Source organism: Marinomonas sp. S3726, assembly GCF_000967665.1.
In the GTDB taxonomy this organism is placed as follows: domain Bacteria; phylum Pseudomonadota; class Gammaproteobacteria; order Pseudomonadales; family Marinomonadaceae; genus Marinomonas.
This window is the reverse complement of record NZ_JXYC01000032.1, coordinates 144122-158039: the sequence shown is the minus strand read 5'-3', so window position 1 is coordinate 158039 and position 13918 is coordinate 144122. Positions and strand designations below refer to the sequence as shown.

10 protein-coding genes and 1 tRNA gene are annotated in these 13918 nt (G+C 38.5%); 1 reads left to right on the top strand and 10 read right to left on the bottom strand.

What is annotated here, in order from left to right; genetic code table 11:
- Positions 1 to 58 precede the first annotated feature (58 nt).
- Positions 59 to 135, top strand: a tRNA-Asp gene (locus TW85_RS21460).
- Positions 136 to 329: 194 nt separating this feature from the next.
- Here the strand turns inward: TW85_RS21460 and TW85_RS21455 are convergent.
- The 10 genes from TW85_RS21455 to TW85_RS21405 all read right to left on the bottom strand — a co-directional run bounded on the left by TW85_RS21455 (position 330) and on the right by TW85_RS21405 (position 13870).
- Positions 330 to 950 carry a response regulator transcription factor gene (locus TW85_RS21455; protein WP_046019190.1) on the bottom strand — a complete coding sequence of 207 codons (621 nt, stop codon included), beginning with the start codon at positions 948 to 950 and terminating at the stop codon, positions 330 to 332.
- Between the two features lie 33 nt (positions 951 to 983).
- Positions 984 to 2357 carry a cache domain-containing protein gene (locus tag TW85_RS21450; protein WP_046019189.1) on the bottom strand — a complete coding sequence of 458 codons (1374 nt, stop codon included), beginning with the start codon at positions 2355 to 2357 and terminating at the stop codon, positions 984 to 986.
- 97 nt (positions 2358 to 2454) lie between these two features.
- Positions 2455 to 3744 (bottom strand): TRAP transporter large permease subunit, encoded by a 1290-nt coding sequence (locus TW85_RS21445; RefSeq protein ID WP_046019188.1) that lies wholly within the window; start codon positions 3742 to 3744, stop codon positions 2455 to 2457.
- A gap of 66 nt (positions 3745 to 3810) precedes the next feature.
- Positions 3811 to 4350: a TRAP transporter small permease subunit gene (locus TW85_RS21440; RefSeq protein WP_046019187.1), complete on the bottom strand. Its 540-nt coding sequence runs from the start codon at positions 4348 to 4350 to the stop codon at positions 3811 to 3813.
- 84 nt (positions 4351 to 4434) lie between these two features.
- Entirely contained in the window at positions 4435 to 5520 is a 1086-nt protein-coding gene (locus tag TW85_RS21435) for a TRAP transporter substrate-binding protein (RefSeq protein WP_046019186.1), read from the bottom strand.
- Between the two features lie 268 nt (positions 5521 to 5788).
- Positions 5789 to 7096 (bottom strand): outer membrane protein transport protein, encoded by a 1308-nt coding sequence (locus TW85_RS21430; RefSeq protein WP_046019185.1) that lies wholly within the window; start codon positions 7094 to 7096, stop codon positions 5789 to 5791.
- Between the two features lie 714 nt (positions 7097 to 7810).
- Positions 7811 to 10096 carry an EAL domain-containing protein gene (locus tag TW85_RS21420; protein ID WP_046019183.1) on the bottom strand — a complete coding sequence of 762 codons (2286 nt, stop codon included), beginning with the start codon at positions 10094 to 10096 and terminating at the stop codon, positions 7811 to 7813.
- A 194-nt stretch (positions 10097 to 10290) separates the two neighbouring features.
- Positions 10291 to 11400, bottom strand: coding sequence for a DUF1513 domain-containing protein (locus tag TW85_RS21415; protein WP_046019182.1), 1110 nt, complete (start codon positions 11398 to 11400; stop codon positions 10291 to 10293).
- 1 nt (position 11401) lies between these two features.
- A complete protein-coding gene (locus tag TW85_RS21410) occupies positions 11402 to 12475 on the bottom strand; it encodes an imelysin family protein (RefSeq protein WP_046019181.1) in 1074 nt (357 codons plus the stop codon).
- Positions 12476 to 13870, bottom strand: coding sequence for a di-heme oxidoredictase family protein (locus TW85_RS21405; RefSeq protein ID WP_046019210.1), 1395 nt, complete (start codon positions 13868 to 13870; stop codon positions 12476 to 12478). It abuts the gene before it with no gap.
- Positions 13871 to 13918: the final 48 nt, after the last annotated feature.

Sequence of the window (13918 nt, the reverse complement as noted above, 5' to 3'; positions counted from 1 at the left end):
ACCTCTCCACACCCACCACTTCCTTTTGGATATACAGTGGCTAAAAGAACATGAAAAAGGAGCAGTAGTTCAGTTGGTTAGAATACCTGCCTGTCACGCAGGGGGTCGCGAGTTCGAGTCTCGTCTGTTCCGCCATTATCATTCCTTCCTAAGGTCCTTCTAATTTAATCTCATCAAATACCACTTATAAATTTTATTTTTGTTTGAAAAATATTTTTTAATTTTTCATGCTATTTACATTTCTAGAGAAGAGCTGCCGTTTTAATGGTAAAAATCTAGCAGCTAAAGAGAGCGGATTAATAATTGAAAGTTTAGCTTTAACAGCTTCGTTAGATTAATTTGTTTTCAATAGCATATTTTGTGAGGCCTGCTGCTGAGTGAATGCCTAATTTATTTTTTAGATTTTGTCTGTGTGTCTCTACCGTTCTTACACTTATGTTTAAATTTTTCGCGATTGTTTTATTGGCAGCACCTATCGCTAATTCTTTCAATACAGCAAGTTCACGCTTTGTTAGTTCTTCTTTTGTATCTTCTTGGCCATGAAAAAGAGCTTGAGATGCACCAGAGCTAAAATAACTGCCGCCTCTCATGACGGTTTCAATAGCAAGAACAAGCTCAGCTGCGGGTACATCTTTTAATACATAACCGCTTGCGCCTGCTTGAATGAGCGATAAAATGTATTCTTTGTCCTGATGCATGCTTAACATAAGGATCTTTATATCAGGCTGCTCTGACTGAAACCGTTTTGCTGCTTCTATACCATTAAGTACAGGCATAGAAACATCCATTAATACAACATCAGGTTTTAGCTTTTTAGACTGCTCTAGGGCTTCTAACCCATTATTAGCAGTTCCAAGTACCTTAATGTTGTTTTCTAGCTCTAATCTTGCTCTAAGGCCGTCTAAAACGAGTATGTGGTCATCAACGAGAAGTACATTTATCGAAGACATGCTGTGTATCCCTCAGAATTTAGTTTTTTGTTTTTATTTTAAGATATTACTTTCAAGAGTTGCTGTAATTTTAGTTCCGCGTTTAGGTTGAGATCTGCAATTATAGTCCCCCCCAATCAGTTCAATGCGCTCTTTCATATTGATAAGGCCAATGCCTTGTCGTCTTGTTTTAATCGCTTGTTTGTTTTGGCTAAAACCAATGCCGTTATCGATACATTCAAACTCTATTCTTTGATTAAAGAGAGAAAGGTGAAAGGATACTTTGTTAGCTTGCGCATGTTTTTCGATATTAGACAGGCACTCTTGAGCAAGGCGATAAAGTGTTATTTCGGCTTCGTCAGATACACTGTTTTCATCAAACTGAATAAATTTCTTAACTTTAATATTGGTTCTTTCTTCAAACTGATCAAGAAGTGAGTTGAGAGCGGTTTTTAAACCTAGATCATCTAGTGCTGTTGGACGTAGGTTATGGCTTATTTGTCTTATTTCTTGGATGCTTTGAGTGATTACTTCTTCAGCTGTATCTAAATGAGCCTCAACTTTATTTGTATCGTGAGCCTTGATTAGAGTATTTTTGGCTAACTCAATACGAAACTTACAAGAAACTAATAATTGATTGATGCCGTCGTGTAAATCTCGTGAGAATTTTCGTCTTTCACTCACTTGTAGCCTGACAAAGCGTTTTACTAAGGCTTTAAGGCGATCATCTGCTAATTTGTGCTCGTGCAAATTGATGGCCAAGCTTAGTAGAATAACTAAAATAATGGTTGCCGCAATGATGGCTAGAACAGTGAAAAAACTTTCTCTAATATTTTCATTAATTGTGGCATCCGCTTTAGCTAGTTCAGCATAAATGTCATCTAAATAGAGGCCTGTGCCAAACATCCAGTTCCAGCGCTCAATTTGAGATACATAGCTTAGTTTCTCCTCTTGACGCATGCTGCTTGGCTTTTCCCAGATATAACGATGAAATCCACCGCCATCTTTGGCTGCAGCTTTGAGTAAATGCTGGATTAATAAATTACCGGATGAATCTTCAAAACTCCAAAGGTTTTGGCCAACAAAATTTGGTTGAATAGGGTGGACCAAGTTAGTTCCATCTTGGGTGTAGGCAAAAAAGTACCCTTCATCACCATAGGTTAATTTATCAAGAATTTGTTTAACTTGTTCTTTAGCGCTTTCTTCATCCAAATTTGGATTTTCTAACGTGCTTTGAATGGCCGAGAAAGCGAGGTCAACCTGGTCTTTTAAGGCTTCTTTTTTTACCTTAATGAGGTTGTTTTCATAAATTCTGAGTTCTTCGCGTGCAAGTTCTTTGGCTGATGTGAGGCCAAGGTAGGTAATAATTGCGGTTGCACACAATAGGGGGACCACAGTCAAAAATAAAATCTTAACTTTTAAGTTCACGAACTTTGCCTTATTTATTATTTTTATTTTGGATCCCTCCAACTTGAAAAGGCCGCCCATTAAATGAGCAGCCTTGTTTTGATCTTAAATCATTTAGCTATCCCATGCCATAAAAGTCAGGGAATAGAATGATACTAATGAGTACTAATACCTGAATTGCTATGAAGGGTAGTACGCCCTTATATATATCCATGGTTGTAATTGATTTGGGTGCAACACCTTTTAGATAGAAGAGACTAAAACCAAAGGGTGGTGTTAAGAATGAAGTTTGTAAGTTCATTGCGATTAATACCGCAAACCAAATCATATTGATGCCTAGTGTTTCAGCAACAGGTGCTAAAATTGGCACTATGATAAAGGCGATTTCTACGAAGTCGATGAAGAAGCCAAGAATCAAAATCGCGACCATAGATAGGATAATGAAGCCCCACTTTTCACCAGGTAAAGATAGTAATGCTTCTTCAACAATATAATCACCACCAGTGTAGCTAAATGCCATAGAAAAGGCTGTGGCGCCCATTAATATAGCGAATACCATAGCTGTCACTTTTACTGTTTCTAGGCTTGAGTCAAACAGCATTTTAAGATTGAACTTCCTATATAGGATAGCTAGGATCAATGCGCCAACTCCGCCTAAAGCAGAAGATTCAGTTGGTGTTGCAATACCTGTGAAAATTGAGCCCAATACAACAAGTACAAGTGTCAGAGGCGGTACAATTGCTTTTAAAGCAGCAACAACCTGTTGGCTACGCGTACCATCTTCTTCGTTATAAGGAATTGCAGGTGCTGATTCAGGGTTTAAAAAGGTAGTGACTAAAATATAAACAATGTAGCAACCAATTAAGATCATGCCTGGTGCAATTGCAGCCTGGAATAAGTCTCCCACAGGAATACCAAGGACATCACCTAAAATGATTAAAATAATCGAAGGAGGGATGATTTGACCTAGTGTGCCTGACGCACAGATAGTGCCGCATGCTAAAGACTTGTTATATTTATATTTAAGCATTACTGGTAGGGAAATTAATCCCATTGCTACAACACTGGCTCCTACTACGCCTGTTGATGCAGCAAGTAAAGCACCTACTAAGATGGTTGAAATTGCTAAACCGCCACGTACACCGCCAAATAATTTACCCATTGCTTCTAATAGCTGCTCAGCAAGCTGGGTTTTTTGTAGCACTATCCCCATGAAGACAAAAAGAGGTACTGCCATCATAACAGTGTTTTCCATATAGCTTTGTATACGGAAAGGCATGAAGGCGAACATATCAAAACCTTCAGCAAAAACACCAAAAATTAAAGCTATGCCGCCAAAAGTAAAGGCAACCGGAAATCCAAAGAGTAGCATTACCAATGCTACGAAAAACATTATTATACCTATCATACTTCTTACCTAATCTTTTGCTTATTATCTTTATATTTATCTGTAATGTAGAAATGAGCTTTTTTGTTAGTGCTGGATTGGATCGTGGTCAAACCCTGTTTTACTCAAGCCACGAATTGCATTAATGCACCTTAGCAACATGCCAACACCGCTGATAGCAATAGAAAAGAAAGCGAAAGGAATAACGGCTTTGATTATCCAGCGATAAGGTAGGCCGCCTGGATCTCCACTTGTTTCACCTAATTTAAAGGCTTCTGTTGCAAAACCAACACCGTAATAGGCAACGAGTGTGGCGAAAGGGATAAGTAAAAAAAGGCAGCCGAAAAGATCTATCCAAGCTTTACCTTTAATTGATAAGCGCTCGTAAAATAAGTCGACTCTTACATGGCCGCCTGTAGCGAGGCCATAGGGGATACCTAAAAGAAAAATAGCAGCGTATAAGTGCCATTCTAACTCTTGCATGCCAATCGATACGTCATTAAAAACGTAGCGCATTAACACATCGTAAAATACGTTTAGTAGCAATAAGATGAATAGCAGGGCAGAGAGCTTGCCAAGTAATATGCTATAACGAGATATCACTCGTTCAAGATTAAGTAAAAACATAGATGCACCTGGATTTAGGTTAATGCTAAAAGGAGAGAGGACTAGAATAAAACTTCTTTATTCTAGTCCTTAAAGCGGTTGATTCTAGTTGGCTGTGTCGTCTAGGCCATCAAGATATGCGCGGTCGGAAATATTTGTCCAAACACGTGCTTTTTTCAGATATGCCGCTTGAGATTCAAGAATTTCTTTTGCTAATGGGTCAGCTGCCGCTTTCTCATCAAGTAATTCTTGGTTTGCTTTACGCATAGCATTGAGAACATCTTTCGGGAAGGTTTTTACTTCTACATTTGGATATTCGGTTTTCATTGTTGCCCAGTTTTCACCACTTTCATGATATGACTGAATGTACATGTCATAGGCAGATACTTTCATTGCGGTACGTAGAATTTCTCTTAGGTCGTCAGGCAATTTTTTCCAAGTACGCTGATTGACTAAGAATTGAAGTTCAGTACTTGGCTCATGCCAACCTGTATAGTAGTAAGGTGCAATTTTGTGGAAACCCATGCGTAGATCTAGAGATGGACCTACCCACTCAAGCGCATCGATAGTACGACGCTCTAGTGCAGTGTAAAGCTCACCAGATGCTATGTTAGTTGGTTTAGCGCCCAATTTAGCCATGACTTCACCAGCAAAGCCTGGAATACGCATTTTAAGACCTTTTAAGTCTTCAACAGAATTGATTTCCTTTTGAAACCAACCGCCCATTTGGTTGCCAGTGTTACCACCTGGGAATGATAGTAAGCCAAATGGCTTATAAACATCTTGCATTAAGCTCATACCACCACCGTAGTAGAACCAACCATATTGCTCAGGAGTAATCATACCGAATGGCATAGTTGTGAAATAAAGTGTGTTAGGTACTTTCCCTTTCCAGTAGTAAGACGCTGAGTGTCCCATGTCGTATTGACCAGAACGAACCATGTCAAAAATACCAAAGGCTGCTTTGTGTTTGTTTGAAGAGTCTATAGTGATTTTTAAACGGCCACCTGACATCTCTTCAGCGATACGAGCCATGTTTCTTGGTGCGTCCCCGAAGATAGGAAAGTTAGCAGACCAAGTTTCAGCTAGCTTAAGTTTGTAAACTCTATCAGCTGCAAAGCTTGGCATTGTGAAAGCACTCGCAAGTACTGCGGTTGTTGCAATGAGGGTTTTATATTTTAAATTTTTCATTATTTTTATTGTCCTGCAATATGTTTATTGTTTGCTGGTATTACAAAAGCACTAACACTATCGCTTAGGAAGTGATCAAAATAAATTGGCAAGAATACGTAACTTGAGAGGGAGATTACTGAGATCGAACTCGGTATTAATACGTAGTTTTCGTATTTTAAAAACGGAAGAATTTGAGGTGATTAATGAACTTTAATCTTGTGCTTTAAAAGCAAAAACCCAGCCGAAGCTGGGTTTTTTATATAACTTTCTTTGTAAGGCATTTTCGTTAGAAAGTGGTGTTAACCGCCAATGCAAAGATGTTAGCGCTGATGTCATAGTCAGCTGAGAATGAACCACGTGATGCATCTTCACCAGTTCCGTCTTTGTCAACCTTCGCAGGGTCCGATGTTAGGTGAATGTATGAAAACATAACTTGAGTAGATTCAGACACATTATAAGTACCGCCTAATGTTATCCATTGTCTGTCACTACCTGGAGCACGTGCCGAAAGGTTATTTGGATCAGAAGGGGAGTTATCAACTGCATAACCTGTTCTTAAGATTAGATCTTCAGAATAATCATAAGTTAGACCAGCTGAGTAAAACCAGACATCTTTATAATTAAGCGTTACTGTTGAGTTACTCAAGCTAGTTGTTGCGTCATCATAATCAATGTCTAGTGCTTGAACTGAGCTCCAGCCGGTACGCATAGCGGTTAAGCCAAGTGTTAAATCATCTGTTAACTCTTGCTCTAAACTAAGGGTTAATAGTGAAGGAAGCGTATTATCAGCTGTAATGTTTGCATCAACAGTGCCTAAGTTCGTCTGAGCAGTGGTACTCATGTTGGAGAAGTCGACTTTACCTTTTTGGTTAACATCAACTTCGCTGCGATAACCGATACCAACTCGTGTACCTTCTTGTGGTTCCATTGCTATACCAACAGACCAACCAAAAGATAAATCATCTTCAAGTTCTTGGCTGCCATAGCCATCAGCATCCCAATCAATAACTTCTGCTTCGAGTGTCATTGAGGCACTGTGAGCTTGAATACTTGCACCTACATCTATCCAATCATTAACACGATAAGCAGCGCTTAATGATAAAGAAATATCTTGTAATTCTGTTTTGGTGGCATGGTATTTACCAGCCCAGTCATCATCATAATCACTTGAAATAGCATATGGAATGTTTAAAGATACACCGACAACTGTTTTGTCATTGATCGGAACGGCTAAATAAATAGAAGGGATAATTGCGCTTTCTGAAGGGTCAGAGCTTCCTTCAGTTGAGCTAACTGTCGGTCCGCCAAAACCTGATATTGATGAGTTTGTCGCTGTTTGGTTCTTCATTTCTACAGATGGTGAAACATAAGACCCATTAATATATAGAGAGGTCTCAGTTGCATTGGCAAATAGCGCAGGGTTCCAATAACTGAATGAGATATCCGTATCACTTGCAGCATTACCAGCGAGCGCTGTACCTGATGCTGTTGCACTTTGTTCGTTTACCGCAAAGCCAGCTGCAGAGATTTGTTGAGAGATTAAAGTCGCTGTTGCAAGGGTTATTCCAGCAACAAGTTTGGTTTTCTTGAACATAGTAAATTCCTCATTATTATTTTTATGCTTGCGATTACTCTGCGGTAATTCAGCAATCCTTTCTTATTACGCTTACATAAATCTCATGAAAACTATGAAGTTACTCATAAAAGACTAAATGGATAAGAATCAAGGCAGACTCAGTATTTAGTATTAAGAAACCCATAACAACGTCATAAAAGGTCAAAAAGACCAACAAAAACGTTCAGAATTCGTTCAAGATATTACTGTAAGCTATTCAGAGAGTGATACTTTATTCTTTACAGGCATTAAAATAAATATGAAATTGGTATTTTTACTTATAAATTACGCTAAATTTCATCAATTAATTTCATTATATGAAAAGTGGGTGAAGTTTTACCAACTTGGTGAATATAAAAAATTTATTTTATCAATAAATTTTGTAGGAATTGAAATTGAGTTGTATGTAAAAATCAATTTTAGGTTTAAATGCCATCGTAACTTTGATGTGACTATAGATAAATTAACTGAAAATTTGGTTAAAAAAACTTCTATTTAGCCCTGCTTGAATAAGCTGGTGGATTGATAAATTACTAGATATAAAAATCTAAAAAGGATTTGTTTTATGCTTGCTATATAGCAACAGTAGGAAGAATTCCTCGATAAATGAGAGGAATCAATAATTGGTTTTTAGCTATCCAAATTTAGTTGATGTTTTAAGATGAGTAAGGGCTTAGTAAGTGTCTTTAATCCTTAAAACACCATACGAAGCTGTTTTGCTTTCTCGTTATCATTGTTAGTCCATTCTTGCATTGGTGTCGGTTTTCCAAAGTAATAGCCTTGAAGAGTGTTACAGCCAAGTGAACCAAGCAGGGTTGCTTGCTCTTTCGTTTCTATGCCTTCAGCTACGACTTTCATATTAAGAGACTTAGCCATTTCTATTGTTGATTTGACAATATCAAGGTGTCTTTGATCAGAAGGAAGAGGGGCAACAAAGCGACGGTCAATTTTCAAAATGTTGGCAGGAATGTCAATCAATTGGCCTAAAGAGGCCTGGCCTGTACCAAAGTCATCTATGGCAATTGAGAAACCATATTGAGATAAAGTCCTTAGGCGCTTATGAATAAGTTGGTTTGTCATCACACTACTGGTTTCTGTAATCTCAAGCTCAAGCATTTCGCTTAACCAAGCATAATCAGCACTTAAAGACATAAGTAAGGCAAAGAAGGTGTCATCCATTAACTCTTGGCCTGCAAGGTTAATGGCTACAGGTGTCTTGATATGTTCTTGATGCCAAGAAGCTAATAAAGAAACAAGCTCTCTCAGCAAGTTTTCAGCAAGCTTAGGCAGTAGTCCTAAATTCTCTGCAATACGGATAAACACCATAGGTGATATGTGTTTACCATTTTCCAACTGCCATCTTGCAAGAGCTTCAAAAGAAACTATGGTGCCGTCTGCTGAAACCTGTGGCTGTAGCCACAAATGTATATCGTTACGTTTAATTGCTTCACTTAATAAAGTACCAAGTTGGTACTCTTCAATCAGATTAGATTCTCGAGTGTGATTATAATATGCGAGCCTGTCTGCGCTAGTGGCATTTTCTAATGCCATCTCACAATGCTCTATTAACTCTTGTGCACTTTTGCCGTCAGCAGGTGTATAGCTAATACCAACATGGTATTCCAAATTGATTGCTTCACCGTTTAACTTTAATTGAGTAGGTAAAACAGATTGAACAAGGGCAGATAAATTTCGCTGTATTAAATAGGTGTGCCCAATAGGGATAAAGCAGGCAAATTTCACGCCCCTTAATCGGCCTGTAATTGTCTTATCTGAGAGGTTTTCTTGTAATTTTCGGGCAAAGCTAACAATGACCTGGTTGGCTCTTTGTTGGCCAAACTGTTTATTTAACAGCTTGAACTGGCTAATGCGGATAATAAACATTGCCCCTGTTTTATGTTCCTGGCCTTTTGTTATTTTCTCATTTACTAGTTGGCAAAAATTAGCATGATTAGGGAGTTGCGTCAGAGCGTCATATTTAGCTAAACGAGAGTTCTTTTCTTGCGTATGGTTCAGAACCTTTCGCATTGCTTTGAGATGAGTCACATTCTGTAGGTGCATGACGTAATAGCCATGGGTTGTCAGGTTTGATCTATGGAGTTCGAAGTGAATGCTTTCATCAGACCTTAACTGGCAATTGCTGGCGTTTGATTGCCAAAAATATTTTTCACTCGATTTACCTATTGGTGATAACCAACGATTTATAAAGGTTTCTTCGAGTTGGTTGTTATCTTCAAAGCCAAGCAAGCTGGTTGCTTTTTGGTTAGCTTTTAATATTTGTCCATTTCGATTGCATAATAAGGTTGCAGTACCAGTATGCTCAAAAATTTCTTCGTAGAGTTCATTGTTACGGAAAATCTTATGATTTAGCTTTTCCATTTGCTTTGCATTCGCTTCTAAAGTGTAAAAAATACGGGAAATGGCGAGTGGTATAGCAATATTAATAAAGATAAATACAGCCGTATGAAAATGAATATGGGAGTCAAAGACTAAAACGTTTTCTCCAGCAAAAGGCAGCTTTGTTCCAAAGTCAGTCACTATATAGGCATAAGTAATAAAGTTGAATGCCATGGCAAGTAAAGACGCTTTAACACCAAAGAATAAACGAGCAAGTATGGGAATGCTGTACAAAAACATAAGGCCATAGGTGAGCGTTTGATCGTCTTTAATAAAAGGAATAGTCAGTAGTGAAAAGGTAAGAAGAGAAATGATAAAGGTGGCTGAAAGTTTGCTTGAATAATGTTTGCTGGCTTTGAGGAGGTAGAGAGTGAGTAGAATAAAACTGATATTCAAAATAACGAGTAATGGACCCTCATTATGCCAGGTTTCTATCCCTGAAAAGAGCGTAATGCAAGAGGCAAAGCTCAAGGCTGCGACGAGAAGAATACGTAACGCACTTTTACGAAAAGTATCCTTATCATGCAGAGCAAGCTGCTCTTCTTTAATTAAAAAAAAATCTTTTAAAAAACTTATCAACATCAATCAACTTTTAGGTATAGCGTGGAACAGGTATAAAAACCTTAACTTTGAAACATAGATATAGCAAACCTTAATATTACAGGTCTGCTTGTATTTTGCAAAAATATCTAAAAATCAGATGCTTAAAAAGAGAGAAGAACAAATTTTATGTAAAAGTTGAATGTTTTTTGAACATCTGTTCACCACTTATATCATTAGACCCTAAGTTTATGTAGGTGATTATCCCATTTCCATTTCGGCATACGAGCCAGCGTTAGCTTGTCATTTGTAATGGGATTCACAAAAATGCGTTTTCCTTTACCTGTGGTAATTAAAAACTCATTTGGGTTCTGGCTAGGAGAAAGTCCACACACATCTTGAAAATTATGATGTGTAAGGTACTTCCAAGAGCTTGCTTGCCAATAGACGACTAGATCGCCCCTTGGTGAGGAGATAGCCAAAGTTTCACCAGAAGCGTCATAGGCTACACTACCGCAATAATGTTTAAGGCGGCGGTTTATATCCTGAGGGAGCGGCAAGAATTGAAACTGATTAGAGTTAATATCAGCGACTGCAATTAAAGGGACATCATCCCATTTATCACCTTGATATTGGAAACCTACCGCAACGCTTCCTTCTTTATTTATATCTAGGTGACGAATGCTTAGTTGATGAAGCTCCTCATTTAAAGTCAGCTTGTTTATCAAGTTTCCAGTCTTCAATGAGATAAAACATAGGCTTGCTTGCATTGTCTCTAAATTGAGGATTCTTCTGTCGTTATCTGGGTGGGTTTGTAATCCACCGTTAGCAACAACAAGCGTATCACTATCAAGCAGGCATGATTCATGTGGTCCAATACCATAACTTGAAAACTGATTAACGATTTCACCCGTCGCAACTGACCTAATAAATATTTTTCCCTGACCACTTGGGTAGTGATTTTCTTGGGTAATAAGAAACAGGCCATCTGGAGAGAATAAACCATGCCCATAAAAATGGTGATCCATCTCAGGTGTAATTCTACTTATGCGTTTACCGCTATCAACATCGTATAGATCGATATAAAAACCAGGTCGTCGTGCGACAACCGCAATGATAGATTTATTTGGATGAACAATTGGAGCATGAGCCCTTTCTGGTAGCGCTTGCTGCCACTTTATCTTTCCTTCTTGGTCGAAAACTGAAAAAAAGTGCTGATCTTGATTAAGGCTAAAAGCAGAAGCAAATAACACTTTCTTGCTTGAGTCATTACCTGCTAATACTTTCCATGAAGAGAGCCCAGAAAGGGCAGCTCCTCGTGTTAATAGTTGACGTCTAGTTAACACCTTAATCTCCGTCGCGGCTATTAAAGCCAATCTGGAAACCAAGTTTAGTAACAAGACTTAGTAATTCATTTTGAGCTTTAGAGAGTGCAGAAACGACGGGTTTAGCTAGCTCAACTCTAGTGTTTTTAGCCAAGGAATCTGAATAAAAATCATCAGGTAATTTACTGGCCTCTACTAGAGCTTGTTTAAATGATTCATCTAGTTGCTTCGCAAGCTTAGGTTCAGTTGCTAATGCTTTTTGGTAGAGAGAGTTTTCTCCTGCGTGATACAAGGCATTATATAAGGTGATGTTTTGCTTAATCGCATTAAGAGATTGCTCACTGCGATAAAACTCAGCTAATTTAAGGTTGGCTTTACCACGCCAACCTATAGGCGCTTCAATTTTACTCTCTTTCACCATAGACATGTGTTCAAGCCATTGTTGAATCATTTTTTCAAGGCTAAGTGAAACAATATCACCTACTTCATCTTCATCTAAGAAAGTCCAATCGGCCAATTGACCTGTTTGCCATTCTTGATAAATTCTGTCGGTACTTTGTTCATGGTGTTGGCCAACTTGAACAAGTAATTGGCAATATTCAGGTTTGTTCATTGGGTCAAATTGAGAGCGATACAATAATGATTCTATGGCCGTTAAACCTCGAACAGCAATACTGGCAGAACGCCAAAACTTGTCATCTGAGGTATCAACATCATTTTTGATCAAGCTTGTAAGCTGTCTTTGCGTTAAGCCTTTTTTGTCTGGCCAATATTCGAATGAATAATAGCGCATAAATAATGTCACAGGCCCAAAGTTAAGCCATTGTACTTGTTGCCAATCTTGTAAGTTATCCGCAAAGGCAGTTTGAGTATGAGAGAGTTTCTCTGCATTTGGTTGTTGGCAAAATGCTTCGATACTGCGACTTAATTTCGCAGCAGATTGAGAGAAATCAAGATAATTTGGTGAAATAAGCTCTTTGTTAATACCATTAAAGGTATCTAGCCAAGGGCTTTGTTTTTCCATATCCGCTGCGCTCACAGCGAAAGGAAGACTTAAAGAAAGGAGTGTAATAGGAAGCTTTAACAATGTTTTCATCTATAGGGATTCCAAAAAATAAATTAAGTCGTTTCTTTGTGTTTTATTTAATTGTAAAAAGCCTAATTGGCTTTGCTTTGCTTCACCGCCATGCCAAGCAATTGCTTCGACTAAATTTCGTGCTCGACCATCATGTAAATAACTTTCTCTACCTGAAGTTATTTTATTAAGCGCATTTCCCCATAAAGGGGGTGTACGCCATTCTTGTCCATTGGCATTAAACTCATTACCTGTATCTGCAAGGTCCGGCCCCATTTCATGTAAGAGGAAGTCACTAAACGGATAAAAAGTCTTGCTGGCAAGCACCTTATATTCAGTCTTATTGCTTGTTGTCATTTTTGGTGTATGGCAACCAGCACAATTAAGTTGGTCAAAGACTAACTTACCTTGCATGAATTTTTTGTCAGAAAGGTTTCTAATTTTGCTTGGGGCAGAAAGAGCAGAAAACTTATTTACTAAGAGCATTATTTGGTTACTTACTTCAAGATTATCCAAATGTTCGCTATTACCGTTAGCTAGATTCAAACAGGCTGTTTGGGCTTGCGTACAATCACCATAAGGAGAAGTAACAAGTGGCGTAGATAATCCAAGATCACCATTAAAAGCGCTTTGATTTTGTTCAGATAAAGTGGCGACTGTGGCTTTCCAGCCAAACTTGCCTACAGCCCAAGTCTGGTTGATCTTATCCCAAACTCGATTTGCTCTACCACTAATGCCATCACCATCTTCGTCATGGATATCTTCATTAGCCAGTATTGTTTCTTCATCAAGAGCATCAATTAGACCTACGCCAGTTAAAGCAGGGGAAACCCTTCCAGATAAAAATGTGTCTTTATTAAACTCGCCGTACCCTAATTTATTTAGAGAGTAGTTTGGCTTCCTTAACTCAATGGGCGTGTTATCGATAAAATTAAGGGTGGAATACTCATATTCAACAATTAGCTCAGCTTCTGGTGGCAGCTCAGTGGTTGATAATGTTTGGAGTTGAGTGCCGTAACGAGTGTCTCCTGTTACCGCGGTTTTGGGATCGAACCCAGTAGGGCGTGGCCAACGTTTGAGCCTGACAAAGAATGAAGGCGTTGTTATCGCACTTTGTAGATTTGCTGGAGCATGACCTTTGGCATTATTTAAATGGCAGCTGTGACAAGAGCGAGCATTGTATAAAGGACCTAAACCATCACTTGCAGTGGTTGAAGAGGGTGATGCAACCCAAAATTTTTCGAATAGTGATCTACCAATGCTATGGTTAAATTTCTCTTCAGCGGAAAGGCTTGCAAAAGGTTGCTGGAATGCGTTTGCATCAATTTTGCTGGTGGCAGCATTTGAGCTAGTCGAAAATGCAAAAAAACTGGCAACAAGTAAACTTGCTCCAGCATTATGGAATAAAGCGTTCAATGTTAGGCTCTGCATTAATTCATGAGGTAACTAAAATCGTATCGTATC

Coding starts and splice junctions, on each gene's coding strand:
- TW85_RS21410 (WP_046019181.1), bottom strand. CDS start 12,475: ATGAAAACATTGTTAAAGCTTCCTATTACACTCCTTTCTTTAAGTCTT.
- TW85_RS21435 (WP_046019186.1), bottom strand. CDS start 5,520: ATGAAAAATTTAAAATATAAAACCCTCATTGCAACAACCGCAGTACTT.
- TW85_RS21420 (WP_046019183.1), bottom strand. CDS start 10,096: ATGTTGATAAGTTTTTTAAAAGATTTTTTTTTAATTAAAGAAGAGCAG.
- TW85_RS21445 (WP_046019188.1), bottom strand. CDS start 3,744: ATGATAGGTATAATAATGTTTTTCGTAGCATTGGTAATGCTACTCTTT.
- TW85_RS21440 (WP_046019187.1), bottom strand. CDS start 4,350: ATGTTTTTACTTAATCTTGAACGAGTGATATCTCGTTATAGCATATTA.
- TW85_RS21455 (WP_046019190.1), bottom strand. CDS start 950: ATGTCTTCGATAAATGTACTTCTCGTTGATGACCACATACTCGTTTTA.
- TW85_RS21430 (WP_046019185.1), bottom strand. CDS start 7,096: ATGTTCAAGAAAACCAAACTTGTTGCTGGAATAACCCTTGCAACAGCG.